The organism is Acinetobacter sp. AHP123, from assembly GCF_023757925.1.
Taxonomy (GTDB): Bacteria; Pseudomonadota; Gammaproteobacteria; order Pseudomonadales; family Moraxellaceae; genus Acinetobacter; species Acinetobacter oleivorans.
In genome coordinates this window covers 813833-838680 of record NZ_CP092454.1, presented here as the reverse complement: position 1 = coordinate 838680, position 24848 = coordinate 813833, and the positions used below count along the sequence as shown (strand labels likewise).

The following is a 24848-nucleotide window of genomic DNA, read 5'->3' as shown; positions in this document are numbered from 1 at the left end:
GATAAAAAATGAATAGGACATACGCATGACTTGGAAATTACAAGCAATTACTGGCGAGATTACTGGCCAAGAAATTAGTGTTGATCGTGATATGTTAGTCGGGCGCCATCAAGATGCTGATGTATTGTTGCAAGCCGCTGAAATTTCACGTCGCCACGCTGCATTACTTTTAAAAGATCAATTGCTATGGGTGCAAGACCTTAATTCATCAAATGGTACATTCATAAACGATATTCGTATTGAGCAAGAAAAGCAGCTGCATGATGGTGATATTGTTCAATTTGCTAGCTTTAAATTTTCTGTATTAGCGCCTGCGAAAGAAATATTAGATTTACCTGAAATCGAAGCAGAACCAGTGCAAACTGCTGCACTAACACAAGACTTAAGTGATCAAGGAATGCCAAGTCTTGCGGAGCGTGCTGCAGAAACAGAAGTTCGTCGTGATGGTATGCCACAGAATGTTTCTATACCAAAGCCTGCACCTATTCCAGAGGGTGTGGATGTCAATGTAAAACAACCATCACCTGTTGCCTTTGAGGAGCCTGTTTCTCGTGTTGCTGAAGAAAAAGAGCAACAGAAGAATGCCTCAGTTGGTTTAATCACTATTATTATTTTAGTAATTTTAGCTTTATTAGCATGGTTATTCTTTAAATAATCCGTTGCTGCTTTTACAATCAAGGCATGCTAAAAGCATGCCTTTTTAATTTTGAGAAGAAAAAGATGTCTGTTGCACAACTGAGTAAGCGCGATTTAATTTTATTTGATCTAGATGGAACACTGGTTGATTCTGCTGCTGATTTGTATCGGTCTATGAATTTAAGTTTAGAAGCGCTCAGTTGGCCTTTGGTAACAGAAGCTCAGATTCGAGAGTGGGTGGGTAAGGGAGCTTCAAAACTCTGTGAAAGTGTTCTTTTACATATTTTTGGAAAATTAGATGCTGAACAGCATAAAGTCCTCTTGCAGAAGTTTGTTGACATATACGGTGCTGAACTTTGTGTGAATACTCATATTTATCCTGGTGTAACTGAGTTTTTAAAGCATTGTAAAACTTTGAATATACATATGGCATGTGTTACCAATAAGCCTGTGCAACTTGCTCAAGGGTTACTTGATGCATTAGAACTTTCTTCTTATTTTCAAGTTGTACTTGGAGGCGATAGCTTGCCAGAGAGAAAGCCACACCCATTGCCTTTGTTGCATTGCATGCAAAGTCTAAAAATATCTGCATCACAATCATTAATGATTGGCGATTCAAGCAATGATATTGAGGCTGCGCGTCGTGCGGGAATTGATTGTATTGTGGTTAGCTATGGCTATAATCATGGAGAAAATATCTATGATTGCAAGCCTCAGCAAGTGGTTGATAGTTTGGCTGAGTTAATTATCTAATGAGTGAAATGGAGATCAGCATGAATAAGCGTATGGTTTTTCGATGGCGTGTCTAAATCGAAACTAGAAAAACACACTTTTAAATCGAAACCATATTAGAGAAAAATTCATGACTACTTTAGCGCAATTTGAACAGCTTAAAGCATCAGGTTACAACACTATTCCAGTTTATCGTCAGCGTTTAGCAGATACGGAAACACCTTTATCTGTTTTTGCTCGTTTTAAGGAGCAAAAACAAGCTTATTTATTTGAGTCGGTTGAAGGTGGTGAAAACTGGGCGCGTTACTCCATGATTGGTTTGGGTGAATCGACAGTTTTTTCATGCAATGCAGGCGTTTTATCTATACAGCATGCTGATGGTTCGATCACACAAGAAGATTGTCTAGATCCATTTGAATATATTCGTGAATTCCAGAAGCAATTTACAGTTCCACCAGCTGAGCTTTTACCAGACTTACCAAGTTTTACTGGCGGGCTGGTTGGTTATTTAGGCTATGATGCGGTTCGCTACATAGAGCCACGTTTAAAAAATGTTCCTGCGGCTGATCCAATTACATTGCCGGATTTATGGTTAATGCTCTCAAAAACGGTCATTGTCTTTGATAACCTTAAAGATACTCTTTTTTTAATTGTTCATGCTGATACAGCACAGCCAAATGCTTATGAAGATGCGCAGCAAAAGTTAGATCAATTGGAACAGTTGTTGGCTACACCAGTTAGTTTGCAAGCTAAGCCGCATACACCCCCACATTTTGAATCGATTACGGGTAAAGCGAAATTTCTTGAGACCATAGAAAAGGTTAAAGAATATATTCGTGCGGGTGATGTTATGCAGGTTGTTCCTGGTCAACGTATGGTTTCCGACTTTGATGGAGAGGCTTTACAGGTTTACCGTGCTTTACGCCATTTAAATCCTTCGCCTTATTTGTTCTTAGTACAAGGTCAAACAATTACGGATCAAAAACCATTCCATATTGTAGGGTCATCACCTGAAATTCTCTCTCGTCTTGAAAATGGTATTGCGACAGTTCGCCCGTTGGCTGGTACGAGACCGCGCGGAAAAACTAAAGAAGAAGATGTCGCTTTAGAAAAAGACTTACTTTCTGATGAGAAAGAAATCGCAGAGCATTTAATGTTGATTGACCTTGGTCGAAATGATGTTGGGCGAGTTTCTAAAATTGGTAAGGTCAAAGTGACTGATCAGATGGTCATTGAGCGCTATTCGCATGTCATGCACATCGTTTCAAATGTACAAGGTGAAGTGCGTGATGATATCGATGCACTAGACGTATTTAAGGCAACTTTTCCAGCAGGTACTTTGTCTGGCGCACCGAAAATTCGTGCAATGGAAATTATTGACGAAGTAGAGCCTGTGAAAAGAGGTGTTTTTGGTGGGGCAGTGGGGTATTTAGGATGGCATGGTGAAATGGATATGTCGATTGCAATCCGTACGTGTGTAATCCGTGATAAAAAAGTGTATGTACAGGCTGGAGCGGGCTTAGTTGCTGACTCAAATCCTGAATCAGAATGGAATGAAACCCAAATAAAAGCTCGCGCAGTGATCAAAGCGGTTGAATTATCGTCAAACGGATTGATTTTATGAGTTTTTAGCAGTTTTTTTTAAAAAACTGCTTGCATCGTTTGGAAGTTTTGCTAAACTGCACACCGTTCCGATACGAAACGTACGAAACACTAAGAAGCGCCGGCATAGCTCAGTTGGTAGAGCAACTGACTTGTAATCAGTAGGTCCACAGTTCGAATCCGTGTGCCGGCACCATCTAAAGTGTGAAGTTGTTAAGTGTAGGATAACACTGAAATAAGTGTGATATGGTGAGATTCCCGAGCGGTCAAAGGGGGCGGACTGTAACTCCGCTACGAAAGTTTCGAAGGTTCGAATCCTTCTCTCACCACCATTAACTTCGATTGAAGTGCTAAGTATACCAGCATCGTGCGGGAGTAGCTCAGTTGGTAGAGCGGCAGCCTTCCAAGCTGCATGTCGCGAGTTCGACCCTCGTCTCCCGCTCCATCGAAGGATAATCGCTCTTATAGCTCAGTGGTAGAGCACTCCCTTGGTAAGGGAGAGGTCTCGAGTTCAAATCTCGATAAGAGCTCCAGATACAGTTTAGTAGATTTTCTACAAAGATTTAAAAAGCAGGCTTATTAGTCTGCTTTTCAAGTATTGGGTGTTTGATTTTTTAGGCGATATGTCGATGCTGAGTCTTGCTCAGAATTGTGTTCGACGTAAACGAGGACTATAAACATGGCTAAGGCTAAGTTTGAACGTAATAAGCCACACGTAAACGTGGGCACAATTGGTCACGTTGACCATGGTAAAACAACTTTAACTGCTGCGATTGCAACTATTTGTGCAAAAACTTACGGCGGTGAAGCGAAAGATTACTCACAAATCGACTCAGCACCTGAAGAAAAAGCACGTGGTATTACAATTAATACTTCACACGTAGAATACGATTCTCCAATCCGTCACTACGCTCACGTAGACTGCCCGGGCCACGCCGATTATGTTAAAAACATGATTACTGGTGCTGCTCAGATGGACGGCGCGATCCTTGTATGTGCTGCGACTGATGGTCCAATGCCACAAACTCGTGAACACATCCTTCTTTCTCGTCAGGTTGGTGTACCTTACATCATCGTATTCTTGAACAAGTGTGACCTTGTTGATGATGAAGAATTACTTGAATTAGTAGAAATGGAAGTTCGTGAACTTCTTTCTACTTATGACTTCCCAGGTGATGACACTCCTGTTATCCGTGGTTCAGCTCTTGCTGCTCTTAACGGTGATGCTGGTCAATATGGCGAGTCTTCAGTTCTTGCTCTTGTTGAAGCGCTTGACTCTTACATTCCAGAACCAGAACGTGCTATCGACAAAGCATTCTTAATGCCAATCGAAGACGTATTCTCAATTTCTGGTCGTGGTACTGTAGTAACAGGCCGTGTAGAAGCTGGTATCGTTAAAGTTGGTGAAGAAGTAGAGATCGTTGGTATTAAAGATACAGTTAAAACAACTGTAACTGGCGTAGAAATGTTCCGTAAACTTCTTGACGAAGGTCGTGCGGGCGAGAACTGTGGTGTTCTTTTACGTGGTACTAAGCGTGAAGACGTACAACGTGGTCAAGTACTTGCTAAACCAGGTACAATCAAGCCGCACACTAAATTCGATGCAGAAGTATACGTACTTTCTAAAGAAGAAGGTGGTCGTCATACTCCATTCCTTAACGGTTACCGTCCACAGTTCTACTTCCGTACAACTGACGTAACTGGCGCAATCCAATTACAAGACGGCGTTGAAATGGTTATGCCAGGTGACAACGTTGAAATGTCAGTAGAATTAATCCACCCAATCGCAATGGACCCAGGTCTACGTTTTGCGATCCGTGAAGGTGGTCGTACTGTAGGTGCTGGTGTTGTTGCGAAAGTAACTGCATAAGCATAATATAGTGACGGATTACGTCTCAGGTTGAGGGCTTTGGCTCTCAACTTGCATTATAGGTCAGTAGTTCAATTGGTAGAGCGTCGGTCTCCAAAACCGAATGTTGGGGGTTCGAGTCCCTCCTGACCTGCCATATTTTGAAATAAAAAGCTTGATGCTGGCTTAGTTGTTCATATAATAAGTCGCGAGTTCTACGACGAGTACAAAAATGTCGAATGATAAATCGCGTGACGCATTGAGCGACGCGCCAATTCCTCAAAGAAATAATTCTGCTGAAGTTGTTCGTTCTGGTTCGCCTCTAGATATTGTTCTATGGGTGATTGCAATTGCATTCTTGCTTTTAGCTACTATGGTGAATCAGTATTTACCAGCGTATTGGGCACCTGCAAATAATATTTGGGTGCGCGTTGGGGCAATTTTTGCTTGTATCGTTGTGGCTTTAGGTTTATTATACGCCACCCATCAAGGTAAAGGCTTCGTTCGTTTGCTAAAAGATGCACGAGTCGAATTGCGTCGAGTAACTTGGCCAACAAAACAAGAAACAGTCACTACATCGTGGCAGGTTCTATTGGTTGTAGTTGTTGCATCATTGGTTTTATGGTGCTTTGACTATGGTTTGGGTTGGTTAATTAAGTTGATTATCGGGTAAAAGAGCTATGAAACGTTGGTACATTATTCATGCCTACTCTGGCTATGAAAAACAAGTGTTGCGTTCGCTTACAGAACGAATCCAGCGTAGCGCTGTTGCTGATAGCTTTGGTGATGTCCTTGTTCCTACCGAAGAAGTGGTAGAAATGAAGGATGGTAAGAAACGTAAATCTGAGCGTAAATTCTTTCCTGGCTATGTATTAGTCGAAATGGAAATGAATGATGATACTTGGCATATCGTTAAAGAATGTCCAAAGGTTCTAGGTTTCATTGGTGGTACACCTGAAAAACCAGCACCAATCACTCAGCGCGAAGCAGATGCGATTCTTGCGCGTGTACGTAATACAGGTGAAGCACCACGTCCTAAGACGATGTTTGAGCCTGGTGAAGAATTACTTGTTATTGACGGTCCATTCACAGACTTTAAAGGTGTGGTGGAAGAAGTTCAATACGAAAAGTCACGTTTAACGTTGACTATTAATGTATTTAATCGACCAACTCAGGTTGAACTCGAATTTCGCCAAGTCGAAAAAACGATTTAATCTTAATTGGTTGAAAAGCGCCCGATTTTATCGGGCATTGTTGTTGTAACAGTAGTGTTGCGTAAAGATTGGGGAGCCTAGCGGCGTTCGTACCCAGAGGTATTTTAAAATGGCTAAGAAGATTGACGGCTATATCAAGCTGCAAGTTCCAGCTGGTAAAGCAAATCCATCTCCACCAATTGGTCCTGCATTAGGTCAACGTGGTGTAAACATCATGGCATTCTGTAAAGAATTCAATGCTGCTACACAAAAAGTTGAACCAGGCCTTCCAATTCCTGTAGTGATTACTGTGTACAACGACAAGTCGTTCACATTCATCATGAAAACTCCTCCAGCTTCTATTCTTCTTAAGAAAGCTGCTGGTATCCAAAAGGGTTCATCTGTACCAAACAAAACTAAAGTTGGTAAGTTGACTCGTGCTCAGTTAGAAGAAATTGCGACTACTAAAGAACCAGATTTAACTGGTGCTGATTTAGACGCACGTGTACGTACCATTGCTGGTTCTGCGCGTTCTATGGGCTTGGAAGTGGAGCTATAAGACATGGCAAAGTTAACTAAACGTCAAAAAGCCATTGCTGCTGCTGTTGACGCAAACAAAGTTTACACTTTGGAAGAAGCAGTGCAAGTTCTTAACAGCCTACCTGCTGCGAAATTCAAAGAATCTTTGGATGTAGCTGTAAATCTTGGTGTAGACCCACGTAAATCTGATCAGGTTGTTCGTGGTGCGACTACATTACCTGCTGGTACTGGTAAAACTGTACGTGTAGCTGTATTTGCTCAAGGCGCGCAAGCAGAAGCTGCTAAAGAAGCTGGTGCTGATGTTGTAGGTTTTGATGACCTTGCTGAAAGCATCCAAGGTGGAAACCTTGACTTTGATGTTGTAATCGCTGCTCCTGACGCTATGCGTGTTGTTGGTAAGCTCGGTACAATTCTTGGTCCACGTGGTTTAATGCCAAACCCTAAAGTTGGTACTGTAACTCCTGACGTAGCGAATGCTGTTAAAAACGCTAAATCTGGTCAGGCTCGTTACCGTGTAGACAAAGCGGGTATTATCCATGCTGCGATCGGTCAATTAGGCTTTGAAGCTGCTGCTATCCGTCAAAACGTTGAAACCTTAGTTGCTGACTTGAAAAAGTTAAAACCTGCAACTTCTAAAGGTGTATACATCAAAAAGATCACTTTGAGCTCAACTATGGGTCCTGGTCTTACTGTTGATGTAAGCAACGTTTCTAACTAAGTTTAAAACTTGGTCAAGAATTTTAAAGTCCTGATTGAGGGCAGGGTATAAAAATCATAGGTTTTTATACCCATTCAAAGTATTGCTTTGTTTCCTCACTCATCAGGCGGACTTTGAATTGATAAATGTAAATTTATCAGCGTCAAAGACCACAGGCGAAGAGACTTCTTTTGAATATCTTCTTAATAACCCAGCCTGCGTAGACGCGGTGGTGTGATTTATTCCTCCTCCGCGTGCAAGTCAAATCCTTATTGACTTGCGAATTGGGAGTGTACTTTTTTGAGTACATAAATCACCGTTAGGAGGTTTTACAATGGCTCTTCTTATTGAAAGCAAAAAACAGATCGTTGCTGAAGTGGCTCAAACTGCTTCTACAGCGTTCGCTGCCGTTGTTGCTGACTATCAAGGTTTAACCGTTGAGCAATTAACTACTCTTCGTGTTGAAGCTCGTAAACTAGGTGTTGCTACACGTGTTGTACGTAACACTTTGGCTAAGCGTGCTCTTCAAGATACGCAATTTGCAATCTTGAATGACAACCTTGTTGGCCCAACAATCTTAGCATTCTCAACTTCTGAAGACGATATGGGTGCAGCTGCACGCTTGTTTGAAGAATTTGCTAAAACTAACAAAGCATTTGAATTAAAAGCTGCTGCATTTGACGGCAAACTTTATCAAGGTGCTGATGTTAGCGTTATCGCAAATCTTCCAAACCAAGAAAAAGCGCTTACTATGCTCGCATCTGTTCTTCAAGCTCCTATTTCGAAATTGGGTCGCTTACTTACAGCGCTTCAAGAGAAAAACGAGTCAGAAGCTGCTTAAGCTTAAATCTACTTCCACACCATTCAATACCCATTTGGAGTTAATCTCATGGCTTTAACAAACGAAGAAATCCTAAACGCAGTTGCTGAAAAAACTGTTCTTGAACTTGTTGAACTTATTTCTGCTTTTGAAGAAAAATTCAACGTATCTGCTGCTGCTGTAGCTGTAGCTGCTGCTCCTGCTGCTGCTGCTGCTGAAGAACAATCTGAATTCAACGTTGAGTTGACTTCTTTTGGTGCTAACAAAGTAGCTGTAATTAAGGCAGTTCGTGAAGCAACTGGCCTTGGTCTTAAAGAAGCTAAAGACCTAGTTGAAGGTGCTCCACAAGTTCTTAAAGAAGGCGTTTCTAAAGAAGAAGGCGAAGAACTTAAGAAGAAACTTGAAGAAGCTGGTGCTACAGTTACACTTAAGTAATTGTAAAAGGAGTCGGTTTTTAAATCGGCTCCATAAAATGGCTGATGGCTCTTGGGTCATCAGCCTTTTTGCGTTACAATAATCGGCTCGATTTTTGTTTGTTCTGTACAATAACTGTTATATTTCAGAAGAATCAAAGTAATTTCAAATGCTTACCAATATTTTTCTTTTTAAAAAATATTGTTAAGCGTTTTAATACCACTAAAAATTGCAGCATTTGTAAACAGTGGTGGCCATATCGGCCTGTGTAATTCCTTCTGAGCCCGTTCTGCAGGCGGGCTTGGTTTACTTTCCGAGGACTCCAGATGGCATACTCATATACCGAAAAGAAACGGATCCGTAAGAATTTTGGTAAATTGCCCCAAGTAATGGAAGCACCGTACTTACTTTCGATTCAGGTCGATTCGTATAGAACGTTCTTGCAAGGTGGCAAATCTCCAAAAAACCGCGAAGATATCGGTCTCCAAGCCGCATTTCGTTCAGTTTTTCCTATAGAAAGTTATTCTGGCAATGCTGCTTTAGAATTTGTTGAGTATAGCCTTGGTAAGCCTGAGTTTGATGTGCGTGAATGTATTTTACGTGGTTCGACTTATGCGGCACCAATGCGCGTAAAAATTCGTTTGATTATTAAAGATCGCGAAACTAAATCTATTAAAGACGTACGTGAACAAGAAGTCTACATGGGTGAAATGCCACTCATGACAGACAATGGTACCTTTGTTATCAATGGTACTGAGCGTGTAATTGTATCTCAATTACATCGTTCACCTGGTGTGTTCTTCGATCACGATAAAGGCAAAACACATTCAAGTGGTAAAGTACTTTATTCTGCACGTATTATTCCTTACCGTGGTTCATGGTTAGATTTCGAATTTGATGCTAAAGATTTAGTTTACGTACGTATTGACCGTCGTCGTAAATTATTAGCAACTGTTGTGTTGCGTGCATTAGGTTATAACAATGAACAAATCTTGAATTTGTTCTATGAGAAAGTGCCTGTATATCTTGATATGGGTAGCTATCAAATTGACCTCGTTCCAGATCGTCTGCGTGGCGAAATGGCGCAATTTGATATTGCTGACAATGACGGTAAAATCATTGTTGAACAAGGTAAACGTATTAATGCACGTCACGTACGTCAAATGGAAGCTTCTGGTTTAGCTAAGCTATCAGTTCCTGATGAGTACTTGTATGAGCGTATCACTGCTGAAGACATTACTTTACGTAATGGTGATGTGATTGCTGCAAATACATTGTTAAGCCATGAAGTTATGGTGAAACTGGCAGAAGGCGGCGTTAAACAATTCAATATCTTGTTTACGAACGATATTGACCGTGGTTCATTTGTTGCTGACTCATTACGTGCTGACACAACATCTGGTCGTGAAGAAGCATTAGTTGAAATCTATAAAGTAATGCGTCCAGGCGAGCCACCAACAAAAGAAGCTGCTGAAAACTTATTTAATAACTTATTCTTCTCTTCTGAACGTTATGACTTATCTCCAGTAGGTCGTATGAAGTTCAACCGTCGTTTGGGTCGTCCATACGAAGTTGGTACTGACCAGAAGTCACGTGAAGTAGAAGGTATTTTATCGCACGAAGATATCATCGATGTATTACGTACATTAGTTGAAATCCGTAACGGTAAAGGTGAAGTCGACGATATCGATCACTTAGGTAACCGTCGTGTACGTTCTGTTGGTGAAATGACTGAAAACCAATTCCGTGTTGGTTTAGTTCGTGTTGAGCGTGCTGTTAAAGAACGTTTAAGCCAAGCAGAAACAGATAATTTGTCTCCGCAAGATCTCATTAACGCAAAACCAGTTGCAGCTGCAATCAAAGAATTCTTTGGTTCAAGCCAATTGTCTCAGTTTATGGATCAAAACAACCCATTATCTGAAATTACACATAAACGTCGTGTTTCAGCGCTTGGACCTGGTGGTTTAACGCGTGAACGTGCGGGCTTTGAAGTACGTGACGTACATCAAACTCACTATGGTCGTGTATGTCCAATTGAAACGCCTGAAGGTCCAAACATTGGTTTGATCAACTCGCTTTCTGTTTATGCAAAAGCAAATGATTTTGGTTTCTTGGAAACACCTTACCGTAAAGTGGTAGATGGCCGAGTAACTGATGCTGTTGAATATCTTTCTGCTATTGAAGAAGTAGGTACTGTTATTGCACAGGCCGATTCTGCTGTAGATAAAGATGGTAACTTAACAGAAGAGTTTGTTTCTGTTCGTCATCAAGGTGAATTCGTACGTATTCCACCTGAAAAAGTGACGCATATGGATGTATCTGCACAGCAGGTTGTATCTGTAGCTGCATCGCTTATTCCATTCCTTGAACACGATGACGCGAACCGTGCATTAATGGGTTCAAACATGCAACGTCAGGCCGTTCCTACTCTACGTGCGGATAAACCGCTTGTAGGTACAGGTATGGAAGCGAACGTAGCACGTGACTCTGGGGTATGTGTGATCGCAAACCGTGGTGGTGCGATTGAATATGTAGATGCTTCTCGTATCGTTATTCGTGTAAACGAAGATGAAATGATTGCAGGTGAGGCTGGTGTAGATATTTACAACCTCATTAAATATACACGTTCTAACCAAAACACTTGTATTAACCAAAATATTATCGTGAATTTGGGCGACAAAGTTGCTCGCGGTGACATTTTGGCAGACGGTCCGTCAACAGATATGGGTGAGCTTGCGCTTGGTCAAAACATGCGTGTAGCGTTCATGACGTGGAATGGTTACAACTACGAAGACTCGATCTTGTTATCTGAGCGTGTACTTCAGGAAGACCGTTTAACTTCTATTCATATTCAAGAATTATCATGTGTAGCGCGTGATACTAAGTTAGGTGCAGAAGAAATTACTGCCGATATTCCTAACGTAGGTGAAGCTGCACTTTCTAAACTTGATGAATCAGGTATCGTTTATATCGGTGCTGAAGTTACTGCTGGTGACATCCTTGTTGGTAAAGTAACGCCTAAAGGTGAAACTCAGTTAACTCCTGAAGAAAAATTGCTTCGTGCAATCTTCGGTGAGAAAGCAGCTGACGTTAAAGACTCATCTTTACGTGTTCCATCTGGTACTAAAGGTACAGTTATCGATGTTCAAGTCTTCACTCGTGATGGCTTAGAGAAAGATGACCGTGCGTTAGCAATTGAAAAAGCACAGCTTGACTCTTACCGTAAAGACTTGAAAGAAGAATACAAGATCTTTGAAGAAGCAGCTCGTGAGCGTGTAATTCGTTTGCTTAAAGGCCAAGAATCTAACGGTGGTGGTTCGACTAAACGTGGCGACAAACTTGTTGAAGATATGTTGTCTGGTTTAGAGCTTGTTGACTTACTTGAAATCCAACCTACAGACGAAGCAATTGCTGAACGTTTATCTCAAATTCAAGTGTTCTTGAAAGAGAAGAGCGCAGAAATTGATGAGAAGTTTGCAGAGAAGAAACGTAAGCTTTCGACTGGTGATGAGTTAACAACAGGCGTTCTGAAAGTTGTTAAAGTTTACCTAGCAGTTAAACGTCGCATTCAGCCTGGTGATAAAATGGCTGGTCGTCACGGTAACAAAGGTGTTGTATCTAACATTTTACCTGTTGAAGACATGCCACACGATGCGAACGGTGTACCAGTAGATATCGTATTGAACCCATTGGGTGTACCATCTCGTATGAACGTGGGTCAGATTCTTGAGACTCACTTGGGTATGGCGGCTAAAGGGCTTGGCGATAAAATCGAAAAAATGTTGAAAGAACAGCGTACAGTTTTAGAACTTCGCGAATTCTTAGACAAGATTTATAACAAAGTTGGTGGCGAGCAAGAAGATCTTGATAGCTTAACTGATGCTGAAGTTTTAGCTCTTTCTGGCAACTTGCGTGCTGGTGTGCCTTTAGCTACTCCTGTATTTGATGGTGCTGAAGAAAGCCAAATTAAAGACTTACTTGAATTAGCTGACATTTCACGTACTGGTCAAACAGTATTGTTTGATGGTCGTACGGGTGAACAGTTTGATCGTCCTGTAACTGTAGGTTACATGTACATGCTCAAATTGAACCACTTGGTTGATGACAAAATGCATGCGCGTTCAACTGGTTCTTACTCACTTGTTACACAACAACCGCTTGGTGGTAAAGCACAGTTCGGTGGTCAGCGTTTCGGTGAGATGGAGGTCTGGGCACTTGAAGCTTACGGCGCAGCATATACTCTTCAAGAGATGTTAACTGTTAAGTCGGATGACGTTGAAGGTCGTACACGCATCTATAAGAATATTGTAGATGGTAACCATTATATGGATCCGGGTATGCCTGAATCGTTCAACGTATTGACCAAAGAGATCCGTTCTTTAGGTATCAACATTGAACTGAAAAATGGTGACTAAGTCGTAAGACTCACGATTTTTTAGGAAAAAACAATATTTGTGACCCAGTCGGGTAAGCGTTGCTTCCCGACACACGGAGAAAAAAATTGAAAGACTTGCTCGATATCATGCGTAAGAAAACGGACTCAGATGGTCATGCACCAATTGAGTTTGACCGTATCCGTATTGGTCTTGCGTCACCAGAAATGATTAAGTCATGGTCTCATGGTGAAGTTAAAAAACCTGAGACAATTAACTACCGTACTTTTAAACCAGAACGTGACGGTTTGTTCTGTGCCAAAATTTTTGGTCCAGTAAAAGATTACGAATGCTTGTGTGGTAAATACAAGCGTATGAAATACAAAGGCGTCATTTGTGAAAAATGTGGCGTTGAAGTAACTACAGCGAAAGTTCGTCGTGAACGTATGGGTCACATTGAACTCGCTTCTCCAGTTGCACATATCTGGTTCTTAAAATCGTTACCATCTCGTATCGGTTTATTACTTGATATGACGCTTCGTGATATCGAACGCGTATTGTATTTCGAATCATACGTTGTAACTGATCCTGGTATGACTCCGTTTGAAAAGTATCAACTTTTAACAGACGAAGAATACTTCAATGCACTTGAAGAGCACGGTGATGAATTCACTGCGAAAATGGGTGCAGAAGCGATTCAGGACTTATTAAAAGATATCGATCTTGAAGCTGAAATCGCACGTTTACGTGAAGAAATTCCTCAGACAACTTCTGAAACGAAGTTGAAAAAAGCGTCTAAACGCTTGAAATTGATGGAAGCATTCAACGATTCAAACAACAAGCCAGAATGGATGGTGATGAATGTACTTCCTGTACTTCCACCTGATTTACGTCCATTGGTTCCACTTGAAGGTGGTCGTTTCGCGACTTCTGACTTGAACGATTTATATCGTCGTGTCATTAACCGTAACAACCGTTTGAAGCGTCTTCTTGATCTTGCAGCACCAGACATTATCGTACGTAACGAAAAACGTATGTTACAAGAGTCTGTAGATGCATTGCTTGATAACGGTCGTCGTGGTCGTGCAATTACCGGTTCTAACAAACGTCCATTAAAATCTTTGGCAGATATGATCAAAGGTAAACAAGGTCGTTTCCGTCAGAACTTACTTGGTAAGCGTGTTGACTATTCTGGTCGTTCGGTAATTACTGTAGGTCCTACTTTACGTCTTCACCAATGTGGTCTTCCGAAGAAAATGGCACTTGAATTATTCAAGCCATTTATTTTTGCGAAACTACAAGCTTCAGGTCAAGCAACAACCATTAAAGCTGCGAAGAAAATGGTTGAGCGCGAGACTCCAGAAGTTTGGGACGTTCTTGCTTCTGTAATTCGTCAACATCCAGTAATGTTGAACCGTGCGCCAACACTTCACCGTTTAGGTCTTCAAGCATTTGAACCTATTCTTATTGAAGGTAAGGCAATCCGTCTTCACCCACTCGTTTGTGCTGCGTTTAACGCCGACTTCGATGGTGACCAAATGGCGGTACACGTTCCATTGACACTTGAAGCACAGTTAGAAGCTCGTGCATTGATGATGTCAACAAACAACATCTTGTCACCAGCGAATGGTGAGCCGATCATCGTTCCTTCTCAGGACGTTGTCTTGGGTCTTTACTACATCACGCGTGATGCAGTAAATGCTAAAGGCGAAGGCATGGTGTTTGCTGATACTCACGAAGTAAACCGTGCACTTGCAACTGGTCAGGTTGCGATCCATGCTCGTGTTAAAGTACGTGTGCATCAAACTGTTATCAATGAAAATGGTGAACGTGAACACGGAACTATTATTGTTGATACGACACCAGGTCGTTGTTTGCTTTGGGAAGTTGTTCCACAAGGCTTAAGCTTTGACATGATCAACCTTGAGATGACTAAAAAGAATATCTCGAAGTTAATCAACTCTTGCTACCGTAAACTTGGTTTGAAAGATACTGTTATCTTTGCTGACCAATTAATGTACTTGGGCTTCCGTCAAGCGACTCGTTCAGGTGTATCTGTAGGTATGGAAGACATGTTAATTCCACCTACTAAGCACACAATTATTGATAAAGCTGAAACAGAAGTTCGTGAAATCGAACAACAGTTCGAACAAGGTTTCGTAACTGCTGGTGAGCGTTATAACAAAGTTGTCGATATCTGGGCGCGTACAAACGACCAAGTTGCTAAAGCGATGATGGATAACCTGTCTTATACACTTGTGAAAAACAAACAAGGTGAAGACGAGAAACAAAAATCATTCAACAGCATCTATATGATGTCTGACTCTGGTGCCCGTGGTAGTGCGGCGCAGATTCGTCAGCTTGCTGGTATGCGTGGCTTGATGGCAAAACCGGATGGTTCGATTATCGAAACACCGATTAAAGCGAACTTCCGTGAAGGTTTAACAGTACTTCAGTACTTTATTTCAACACACGGTGCGCGTAAAGGTTTGGCCGATACAGCATTAAAAACTGCGAACTCTGGTTACTTGACTCGTCGTCTTGTAGACGTAGCGCAAGATTTGGTAATTACCGAACCTGACTGTGGTACAGCTGGTGGTTTGGTGATGACTCCATTCATTCAAGGTGGTGATGTCATCGAGCCATTACGTGACCGCGTATTAGGTCGTGTAACTGCTGAAGACGTACGTCGTGCATCTGATGATGAAGTTGTATTACCTCGTGGTACGTTAATTGACGAAAAAATCGCAGCTCATCTTGAAGAAGCGGGTGTGGATGAAGTCAAAGTACGTTCAGTAATTGCTTGTGAATCTGCTTTTGGTGTATGTGCTAGATGTTATGGCCGTGACCTTGCACGTGGTCACTTGGTTAACCCAGGTGAATCAGTTGGTGTAATGGCAGCACAATCTATTGGTGAACCAGGTACACAGTTAACGATGCGTACGTTCCACGTTGGTGGTGCTGCGAGCCGAACTTCTGCTGCAAACAGTGTTCAAGTACGTAACAAAGGTACTGTACGTTTCCATAACGTGAAAACTGTACAACATGCAAAAGGCCACTTGGTTTCAGTTTCACGTTCAGGTGAAATTGGTATTGCCGATGATTTAGGTCGTGAGCGCGAGCGTTATAAACTTCCTTACGGTGCAAGCATCTTGTTGAAAGATGGTGAAGCTGTAGAAGCTGGCGGTATCGTAGCGACTTGGGATCCGCATACACATCCATTGGTAACAGAAGTTGCTGGTAAAGCACGTTTCAGCCAAATCGCTGATGGTGTAACTGCAACATCGAAAACTGATGATGCAACTGGTATGACTACTGTTGAAATCTTGCCTGTAACAGCTCGTCCTGCTTCTGGTAAAGATTTACGTCCTGCAATCGTGTTGGATACAACAGATGGCGGCGAACAGTTCTACTTCTTGCCACAAAACACTATCGTAACTGTTCGTGATGGCGAAACGATTGGTGTGGGTGACGTAATTGGTCGTGTACCACAAGAAACATCACGTACTCGTGATATTACCGGTGGTCTTCCGCGTGTAGCTGACTTATTCGAAGCACGTAAACCGAAAGAACATGCAATTCTTGCTGAAGTTTCAGGTGTTGTAAGCTTCGGTAAAGAAACTAAGGGTAAAAACCGTTTAGTAATTACCCCAGATGATGGTTCTGAGATTTACGAAGAATTGATTCCAAAATGGCGTCAAATCAACGTGTTCGAAGGCGAGCATGTGAACCGTGGTGAAACAGTTTCTGATGGTCCACAAAACCCGCACGACATCTTACGTTTGAAAGGTGAAGTTGCATTAACTAACTACATCGTGAACGAAGTTCAAGACGTATACCGTCTCCAAGGTGTAAAAATCAACGACAAACATATTGAAGTTATCGTACGTCAAATGTTGCGTAAAGTTGATATCACTGATGGCGGCGATACAAGCTTCATCAAAGGCGAGCAAGTGGATTACATCCGCGTTGTTCAAGAGAACCAAGCTGTCTTGGCTCAAAACAAGTTCCCTGCGAAGTTTGAACGTCAATTGATGGGTATTACGAAAGCATCGCTTTCTACAGACTCGTTCATCTCTGCTGCATCGTTCCAGGAAACAACTCGTGTGTTAACTGAAGCTGCTGTAACAGGTAAAGAAGATGATTTACGTGGCTTGAAAGAAAACGTTGTAGTGGGTCGCTTGATTCCAGCTGGTACTGGTCTTGCATACCACTTAGAGCGTCGTCGTCAAGAAGCAGAAGCTGCTGAACATGAACTTCACAATGATTTCAGTGAAGTAGACCAAGCATTTAGCCAAGCATTAAACTCAGAACAATTCTAAGTTTAGACTGGCACTAAAAAAGGCACCTCAGGGTGCCTTTTTTATTTATATGTATTTATAACAATTAAAAGTGGTAATTACATAAACATATTAAAGAGCCATTATTTTATTACTTAAGCGGGATAAACGCTCCACAAAAACAGATTAGGCTACATGCTTATGAAGACTGGAGTAAATCTAATGAAAAAAATGATGATGATTGTGAGTGTAGGCTTGATGTCAACAACTTTGTTAGTTGGTTGCCAAAATGCAAGCCCAGAGAGTAAACGTATTGGTTCGGCTGCGATTGGTGGTGGTGCAGGTGGTGCTGTAGGTAAACATGTAGGCGGTAATATTGGCGCAGGTTTAGGAGCGGCTCTCGGTGCTGGCGTTGCAGCTAACGCAAAAGGATCTAGTAGTAAAACCGTGCGTAATAGTGCAATCGGTGCCGGTGTGGGTGCGGTGTTAGGTGGCGCAATCATTGGTGGCGATGCTGGTGCTGCTACAGGTGGAGCACTTGGTGGTAGTGCGGGCGCAGCTTATGAAGAGAAAAAAGGGAAGTACTAAAAGTATTCCTAATAATGTTTAAACCTAGAAGTCTTTAACATGTTAGAGACTTCTTTTTTATGTCTTTTTTATAATTAAAATTTTGTTTGATGAGTATAAATAGATGGGCTTTACAAAATATCAATCGATTAGGACAGATGAATAACACAATCTGATCAAATTCCTCATAAAAGAGGATTATTCTTTTTATTAGAACAGGTAGTAGGAGTATGGCCATGAAAAAAACAATAGGATTAGTTTCTGCTTTAATGTTGTCTACGCTTATGTTTACGGGTTGTCAAAATATGAGTCCGTCTGACCAGCGTATTGGTGCAGCAGCAGCAGGTGGAGCACTGGGTGGTGGCTTAGGTAACCATGTAGGTGGTGGTGTCGGTGCTGGCTTAGGTGCAGCGGTAGGTGCTGGTGTTGGTTCAAATAGCCAAGGCGGTAGTAAGCAAACCACGACTAAGAGTGCGATCGGAGCTGGTATCGGTTCTGTGGTAGGTAAAGCAATATTGGGTGGTGACTCTGGTGCTGCAATTGGCGGTGCGATCGGTGGTGGTGCTGGTGCAGCGATTGAAGAAAAAAGATAACACAGTATTGATTGAATAAAAATAAGCGCTTTTTAGCGCTTATTTTTATTGAGGGAAAGGTTTTGCTTTTTTACGTCGGATATAAAGCGTTTTTTTAACTTCGGCAATTCTTACCCCAGATTCATCAAAAATGTTTAGATGATAAGTTCTTAAAACAGGGTCGTAGTTTTCGGCAAGCTCACGTATTTGCTCAATCTCAGCTAAATCTACTCGAATATCTGCATATACCGTACTTCGACCAGGGGAAAGAAAATTAATTTCAGCAGCTTTATCCCAAACAATATATTTTGATCCGAGATGATGCAGCAGAATCATCATGTAAAATGGATCAACCATTGAATAAAGACTGCCCCCAAAATGTGTTCCGACCAAGTTTTGGTTTTTCCAGGTCAGCGGCATTTTCACACGTACATGGCAAAGTTCTAAATTCATGATTTCAATATAAATCCCTGCACCACGATAAGGTGGGTAGTGATTAAATAGAAATTTTGAAATCGTAGGATTGTTCTGAAGTCTTCTTAAAATAGCCATAATAGTCAATTTTTTTTATTGAAACAGTATTCATACTAGATAAGTATCATCTTTTTTACATTGATGGCAATGCTCTATCCGACTAACGACATGATCGATTGAAAAACAAGATAGGAAATGATTATGCAGCCAAAAGTTCATACAGTAACAACAAGTGACCAACAAACGCTTTGTGCCAAAACATGGGGCGACGAAAAAAATACACCGTTGGTTTTAGTACATGGTTATCCTGACAATCAAGAAGTATGGGAATCAATCATTGAAAATTTAATCAATGATTTTTACATTGTCACTTATGATGTACGTGGGGCGGGTTTGTCGTCTATACCAAAACGTATACGCGATTACCGTTTAGAGCGGTTATCTCTAGATTTACAAGAAGTGGTTGATGAATTATTACCAAATCGTCAATTCCATATGGCTGCACACGATTGGGGTTCAATTCAATCTTGGGAGTCGGTAACTGAGCCTAAATTTAAAGGACGGTTATTATCATACACAACCATTTCTGGGCCATGTCTTGACCATGCTGCTTTATTTTTGCGTGATAAATTTAAATCTTCACCAGCTCAGATCCTAAAAATATTAACCAAATCTTGGTATATCGGTGCATTCCATCTTCCTTTGTTAGCACCAACAGTATGGTCTCTTTTTAGCCCTGAAAAATGGGGGAAAGTCCTGACTCAGCTAGAGAGAAAAAGTAATTTACCTTTAAATAATAATATTAATGCAGATGGTAAATATGGCATTAATTTATATCGAGCAAATTTTATTCCTCGTTTAACTGGCCCTCGTCAGCGTTATGCTCAATGTCCAGTCAAAGCCGTTATTTTAAAATATGACACTTTTGTGAGCCCCGAATATATTACTGAGGCTATGCCAAAGTGGGTGGAAAATTTTGAATATGTAGAGCTTGAAGCAAATCACTGGGCAATTCTAAGTGAGCCGGCAAAAATTGCAGATCATATTCGTCAGTTTATTAAGGCCCAAGCTTAATCATTGAGTGACTGCATAAAACTGTTAATTCGGCGATATTTTCGGCTTCATAGGTCTGAATCTGATAGAATGTCGCCTTTTGTTTTGCTCTGAATTTATTCATGAATGCTGTCGTTATTGCGATTGCAGTGATGTTTTTATTATCACTGGCGCGCGTTTCTGTCGTACTGACTTTAGTGGTTTCTGCCATTGTAGGCGGCCTCGTAGCAGGTTTAAGCCTTTCTCAAACCGTTGATGCCTTTAACGCTGGTCTTGGTGATGGTGCTGAAGTTGCACTTGCCTATGCTGTGTTAGGGGCATTTGCTCTGGCACTTTCAAAATCTGGTTTACCTGATTTGCTTGCCCATAAACTGATTGGTTTGTTGGGAATGGAAGCTGGAAAAAGCCGCGAAACGAAAGTGAAATATCTACTGTTAGGTATTTTACTCATCGCTGCTATTTTCTCTCAGAACCTAATTCCGGTTCATATTGCCTTTATTCCTGTACTCGTTCCGCCATTATTACGGGTAATGAACCATTTAAAGTTAGATCGTCGAGCAGCAGCCTGTGTGCTTACGCTAGGTTTAGTCGGAACTTATATTTTTCTTCCGGTTGGATTTGGTGCAATTTTCCTTGAACAAATTTTGATGGGGAATATCAACAAAGTTGGCGCAGCGTATGGCTTGCATGTAGAGCGTGGCATGATGTCAATTGGCATGGCTATTCCAGTTTTGGGAATGGTTTTAGGTACTTTGGTTGCTGTATTTATTAGCTACCGTAAACCAAGAATTTATGCTGATCGCGCTATTACACCAACTACAACGATTGATTTAGATAAACCTCTTCGTGCAACAGCGCAAGATGAAACAGCTGACTTAAAAGCAGATGCAGAAGAGTTAAAGCATGAGGCAGAGCAAGCACCCGTAATTGCAAAGAAAACGATCTATATGGCATTGCTTGCAATTGGCCTGACACTGGCTGCACAGCTCTATTCGGGTTCAATGATTTTGGGTGGTTTAGTCGGTTTTGCTGTTCTATCTACTGCCGGAATTTTTAAGTGGCAAGATGCAGATGATGTCTTTGTACAAGGCATGCGAATGATGGCCTTGGTAGGTTTCATTATGATTTCTGCTGCCGGCTTTGCATCGGTAATGACGCATACTGGGGATATCAATCAACTGGTCAAAGGTGTGGTTGAAATCATTGGGGATAATCGAGCACTTGCAGCTTTCTTAATGCTTTGTATTGGTTTATTTGTCACGATTGGTATTGGTTCATCTTTCTCAAGTGTGCCTGTATTAGCCGTTATTTATGTGCCTTTATGTGTACAGTTTGGATTTTCACCATTAGCGACGATTGCCCTTATTGGGACAGCAGCAGCATTAGGTGATGCAGGTTCGCCAGCTTCTGATTCAACTTTAGGACCAACCGCTGGTTTAGGCGTAGATGGGCAACATGACCATATATGGGATACGGTTGTACCTACATTTATTCATTTTAATATTCCGCTATTAATTTTTGGCTGGATTGCTGCAATGGTTTTATAGATTTTTTATAAAATATTAAATGATTAACCTTCTTAATGATGATCTTTAGATTTAAATTAAGAAGGTTTTTTGTTGGTTAAATAAAAGATGTATTTAAAATAAATTATATTAAAACACTCAGAATTATAAAGTATATTGAAATGGTTGGTAATATAAAATAATCTTGATTAATAAGGTTGGAATAAAAACCAATTAAAATAGTTGGTTAATATATAATTTTATTTAAAACAGTTATTTAAAAATAAATGGTAAATTAATTTTATAATGTGTATTGCATGATTTTAAAATACATGTTTATTATAAATATAAATAAGTTTGGAGATATTAAAGTGTTCAAAAAAGTTTTGGTTGTTGCATTAATGGGGATGTCTTCTTTTACTTTTGCTGGTAACTGGCAAGTGAAATTTGGTGGAAGTGTTATCGCTCCTTCGGAAGACACGACACTTGCTGAAAACACTGTAGTTAAAGCAGATCATGAATATGCATTTACACCATCGGTAGAATACTTTTTTAGTCAATCTCCATTTTCGGCAGAGTTATTATTAGCAGCACCTGTTAACCATGATGTGTTGTTAAATGGAAATAAGGTAGCGAGTCTTAAACAGTTACCACCAACGATTACTGCTAAATATCATTTTAAAAATTCGACTCGTTTTACGCCATATATTGGTGTTGGTGCAACAGCATTTATTGCTTGGGATGAAGATGGCATTGTAAAAGATGTGAAAGAAGATTTTGGTGTGGCAGGACAAGTTGGTTTTAATTTCCAACCTGCGGATGCTAAAAACTGGGGAGTATTTGTAGATGTTCGTTATGCTGATTTAAGCCCAGAAGTTACTTTAAATGATGGGACTAAGTTTGATCTAGATATTAATCCGTTTGTTTACACTTTAGGTTATAGCTATAAATTTTAAGCATAATAATAAATAGAAAAAATATAATAATAAACCTAGACTCAGGCACCTCACATATATTTTATGTGAGGTTTTTTTATGGATTTTATTTGCACTAAAAAAAGCATAAAACAGACAGTTTTATACATATCTTATGCTAATTTTTTTCTAAACTAATTTCTATTCATTACAAAACATGGGAATAAAATTATGAACAAAAAATTAGCGCTTTGTTTAGCACTTTTTAGTGGTATTGCCTTTACACAGAGTTTGCAAGCCGCAAGTTTCTCATGTGACGCTGCAAAAACGAAAACGGAAAAGAGTATTTGTAAAAACCGTTCTTTAAATGATGCCGATGTGAAAATGGCGACGACCTATCAAATTGTTCTGCATGCTTTACCAATGGGCGGACGGGACAACCAAAAAGATGCTCAGCAACAATGGTTGAAAAAGAGAAATGCCTGTGCGGCTGGTGTAAGTTGTATTAGCAAAGCTTATCAACAACGACAACAGCAGTTAGATGCAATATTGCAAGATAGAGTGTTAAGCCACGGTCCATTTTAATTAGAGTAAAAATTTTTAATATTCAGGATTGAAAAATTCTAGAAGTACTCCATTCATAAAGCATTCGAGAACAAACAGACTTCAAAATTTAAGGAGTGATTTATGAGTGAACAAGCATCACAAAATTATAGTTTCCAAGCGGAAGTTGCACAGCTTTTACATTTAGTGACGCATTCTCTCTATTCTAACCCTGAGATTTTCTTACGCGAGCTGATCTCTAATGCATCAGATGCATGTGATAAGTTGCGTTTTGAAGGAATTAATCATCCTGAATATTATGAAAATGATCCCGATTTACATGTACGAGTCATTTTAAATAAAGAAAATAAAACTTTAACGATTTCTGATAACGGTATTGGCTTAAATCAGCAAGAAGCGATTGATAACTTAGGTACGATTGCAAAATCGGGTACTAAAGATTTCATGTCAAAATTGACTGGTGATCAAAAAGCAGATGCTCAGTTGATTGGTCAATTTGGTGTTGGCTTTTACTCAGGTTTTATTGTTGCCGATAAAATTACCGTGGAATCACGCCGTGCGGGTCTAGATGCATCTGAAGGGGTGCGTTGGATTAGCGGTGGTACAGGCGAGTTTGAAGTTCAGCAAATTGATAAGGCTTCACGTGGTACCGACATTATTCTTCACTTGCGTGATGACGCGCTTGATTACTTAGAATCTTATAAAGTTAAGCAGATCGTTAATAAATACTCTGATCACATTAGCTTGCCAATTGAAATGCAAAAAGAAGTTTGGCAAGAAGAAGAGGTTGCTGAAGGTGAAGAGCCTAAAGGCGGCCAAATGGTTAAAACTGGCGAGTGGGAAGCAATCAACTCAGCCAGCGCTTTATGGACACGTAACAAGAGCGAAGTGACTGAAGAGCAGTATGTTGAGTTCTATAAAAACTTAACGCATGACTTTGAAGCGCCACTGGCTTGGGCGCATAACCGTGTTGAAGGTAGTACCGAATATACGCAGTTACTTTATATTCCAAGTAAAGCACCGCATGATATTTTTACTCGTGAAGCCAAAGCGGGTATTAAGCTCTATGTAAAACGTGTCTTTATTATGGATGATGCGGACAATTTAATTCCTAATTATCTACGTTTTGTTCAAGGTGTGGTGGACAGCGCTGATTTACCACTCAATGTCAGCCGTGAGTTGTTGCAAGAAAGCCGTGATGTTAAAACGATTCGTGAAGGTAATGCACGCCGCGTATTAACTGTACTTGATGGCTTGGCTAAATCGGAAGATGAAAAAGACCAAGAAAAATTCAAGACATTCTATAGTGAGTTTGGTTCAGTACTTAAAGAAGGCTTGGGCGAAGACTTTGGTAACCGCGAACGTATTTTAAAATTATTACGTTATGCGACATCAACAAACGATGAAGTAACAACTTCTTTTGCTGACTATAAGGCTCGCATGAAAGAAGGCCAAAAAGCTATCTACTATGTGACTGCTGACAGCTTAGCGGCAGCGAAAAACTCACCGCAGCTTGAGTTGTTCAAGAAAAAAGGCATTGAAGTATTATTAATGGCTGAACGTGTTGACGAATGGGCAATGAATTTTGTTCAAGAGTTTGACGGTACACCATTAAAGAATGTCTCTAAAGGCGCGGTGGACTTAGGTGACTTACAAGATGCTGAAGAGAAAAAGGCACTTGAGCAAGCAGCTGAACAGTTTAAGCCGGTTGTTGAGAAACTAAGTGACTCATTGAAAGCCAAAACGCAAGAAGTGCGTGTAACAACGCGTTTAGTTGATTCCCCTGCATGTTTAGTGACAAGTGAAGGTGAATTATCGCCTCAACTTATTCGTATGCTTAAACAAGCAGGGCAGGCAGTACCAGAAATCAAACCAATTTTAGAAATTAACCCTGAGCACCCATTGGTGAAGAAACTCGAAAGTTCAGAACAGTTTGATGACTTGGCTAACGTCATTTTTGATCAGGCTGTTATTGCTGAAGGTGGTTTACCGGAAGACCCAGCAGCTTATGTAAAACGTATTAATAGCTTATTGCTGAAATAATTCAGTTTAAAAAAAAGCCT

Annotated in this window: 20 protein-coding genes and 5 tRNA genes; 24 read left to right on the top strand and 1 reads right to left on the bottom strand. The window is 40.7% G+C overall.

Annotation, left to right across the window (positions count from 1 at the left end):
* Positions 1-25 precede the first annotated feature (25 nt).
* From MJX77_RS03990 to MJX77_RS03900, 19 genes are all read left to right on the top strand, one after another.
* Positions 26-655, top strand: a complete 630-nt coding sequence (locus MJX77_RS03990; RefSeq protein WP_199987934.1) for an FHA domain-containing protein — start codon at positions 26-28, stop codon at positions 653-655.
* A 65-nt stretch (positions 656-720) separates the two neighbouring features.
* Positions 721-1389 (top strand): phosphoglycolate phosphatase, encoded by a 669-nt coding sequence (locus tag MJX77_RS03985; RefSeq protein ID WP_252060595.1) that lies wholly within the window; start codon positions 721-723, stop codon positions 1387-1389.
* Positions 1390-1498: 109 nt separating this feature from the next.
* Positions 1499-2992, top strand: a complete 1494-nt coding sequence (gene trpE / locus MJX77_RS03980; RefSeq protein WP_252060594.1) for an anthranilate synthase component I — start codon at positions 1499-1501, stop codon at positions 2990-2992.
* Positions 2993-3090: 98 nt separating this feature from the next.
* A tRNA-Thr gene (locus MJX77_RS03975) sits at positions 3091-3166 on the top strand.
* 52 nt (positions 3167-3218) lie between these two features.
* Positions 3219-3302, top strand: a tRNA-Tyr gene (locus tag MJX77_RS03970).
* A 37-nt stretch (positions 3303-3339) separates the two neighbouring features.
* Positions 3340-3415 (top strand) — tRNA-Gly (locus MJX77_RS03965).
* A gap of 13 nt (positions 3416-3428) precedes the next feature.
* Positions 3429-3503 (top strand) — tRNA-Thr (locus tag MJX77_RS03960).
* 146 nt (positions 3504-3649) lie between these two features.
* Positions 3650-4840: an elongation factor Tu gene (gene tuf / locus MJX77_RS03955; RefSeq protein WP_004794160.1), complete on the top strand. Its 1191-nt coding sequence runs from the start codon at positions 3650-3652 to the stop codon at positions 4838-4840.
* Between the two features lie 60 nt (positions 4841-4900).
* Positions 4901-4976, top strand: a tRNA-Trp gene (locus tag MJX77_RS03950).
* A 75-nt stretch (positions 4977-5051) separates the two neighbouring features.
* On the top strand, positions 5052-5492 hold the full coding sequence (gene secE, locus MJX77_RS03945) for a preprotein translocase subunit SecE (RefSeq protein ID WP_004795106.1): 441 nt from the start codon (positions 5052-5054) through the stop codon (positions 5490-5492).
* A gap of 7 nt (positions 5493-5499) precedes the next feature.
* Positions 5500-6033, top strand: a complete 534-nt coding sequence (gene nusG / locus MJX77_RS03940; protein ID WP_003654499.1) for a transcription termination/antitermination protein NusG — start codon at positions 5500-5502, stop codon at positions 6031-6033.
* A 109-nt stretch (positions 6034-6142) separates the two neighbouring features.
* Entirely contained in the window at positions 6143-6571 is a 429-nt protein-coding gene (gene rplK, locus MJX77_RS03935) for a 50S ribosomal protein L11 (protein ID WP_001074682.1), read from the top strand.
* 3 nt (positions 6572-6574) lie between these two features.
* Positions 6575-7270 (top strand): 50S ribosomal protein L1, encoded by a 696-nt coding sequence (gene rplA, locus MJX77_RS03930; protein WP_252060593.1) that lies wholly within the window; start codon positions 6575-6577, stop codon positions 7268-7270.
* Positions 7271-7583: 313 nt separating this feature from the next.
* Positions 7584-8090, top strand: coding sequence for a 50S ribosomal protein L10 (rplJ, locus tag MJX77_RS03925; protein WP_004699170.1), 507 nt, complete (start codon positions 7584-7586; stop codon positions 8088-8090).
* A gap of 48 nt (positions 8091-8138) precedes the next feature.
* Positions 8139-8504 (top strand): 50S ribosomal protein L7/L12, encoded by a 366-nt coding sequence (rplL, locus tag MJX77_RS03920; RefSeq protein ID WP_005037257.1) that lies wholly within the window; start codon positions 8139-8141, stop codon positions 8502-8504.
* Between the two features lie 305 nt (positions 8505-8809).
* A complete protein-coding gene (rpoB, locus tag MJX77_RS03915) occupies positions 8810-12898 on the top strand; it encodes a DNA-directed RNA polymerase subunit beta (protein WP_005301734.1) in 4089 nt (1362 codons plus the stop codon).
* A gap of 86 nt (positions 12899-12984) precedes the next feature.
* On the top strand, positions 12985-17178 hold the full coding sequence (rpoC, locus tag MJX77_RS03910) for a DNA-directed RNA polymerase subunit beta' (RefSeq protein ID WP_013199106.1): 4194 nt from the start codon (positions 12985-12987) through the stop codon (positions 17176-17178).
* Positions 17179-17358: 180 nt separating this feature from the next.
* The gene (locus MJX77_RS03905; protein WP_252060592.1) at positions 17359-17724 is read left to right on the top strand and encodes a DNA transfer protein p32; all 366 of its coding nucleotides are present in this window, start codon (positions 17359-17361) and stop codon (positions 17722-17724) included.
* A 215-nt stretch (positions 17725-17939) separates the two neighbouring features.
* On the top strand, positions 17940-18296 hold the full coding sequence (locus tag MJX77_RS03900; protein WP_013199104.1) for a YMGG-like glycine zipper-containing protein: 357 nt from the start codon (positions 17940-17942) through the stop codon (positions 18294-18296).
* A 45-nt stretch (positions 18297-18341) separates the two neighbouring features.
* Here the strand turns inward: MJX77_RS03900 and MJX77_RS03895 are convergent, their stop codons facing one another.
* Positions 18342-18827, bottom strand: a complete 486-nt coding sequence (locus MJX77_RS03895) for a DUF4442 domain-containing protein (protein WP_004795093.1) — start codon at positions 18825-18827, stop codon at positions 18342-18344.
* A gap of 117 nt (positions 18828-18944) precedes the next feature.
* On the opposite strand from MJX77_RS03895, the gene MJX77_RS03890 reads away from it, so the two are divergent.
* From MJX77_RS03890 to htpG, 5 genes are all read left to right on the top strand, one after another.
* Positions 18945-19823, top strand: a complete 879-nt coding sequence (locus tag MJX77_RS03890; RefSeq protein WP_107880609.1) for an alpha/beta fold hydrolase — start codon at positions 18945-18947, stop codon at positions 19821-19823.
* A 101-nt stretch (positions 19824-19924) separates the two neighbouring features.
* Positions 19925-21349, top strand: coding sequence for a Na+/H+ antiporter family protein (locus MJX77_RS03885; protein ID WP_005301747.1), 1425 nt, complete (start codon positions 19925-19927; stop codon positions 21347-21349).
* A gap of 329 nt (positions 21350-21678) precedes the next feature.
* Entirely contained in the window at positions 21679-22263 is a 585-nt protein-coding gene (locus MJX77_RS03880) for an OmpW/AlkL family protein (RefSeq protein ID WP_023274335.1), read from the top strand.
* A 189-nt stretch (positions 22264-22452) separates the two neighbouring features.
* Positions 22453-22806: a lysozyme inhibitor LprI family protein gene (locus tag MJX77_RS03875; protein WP_005301752.1), complete on the top strand. Its 354-nt coding sequence runs from the start codon at positions 22453-22455 to the stop codon at positions 22804-22806.
* A 102-nt stretch (positions 22807-22908) separates the two neighbouring features.
* Positions 22909-24828 (top strand): molecular chaperone HtpG, encoded by a 1920-nt coding sequence (htpG, locus tag MJX77_RS03870; protein WP_252060591.1) that lies wholly within the window; start codon positions 22909-22911, stop codon positions 24826-24828.
* Positions 24829-24848: the final 20 nt, after the last annotated feature.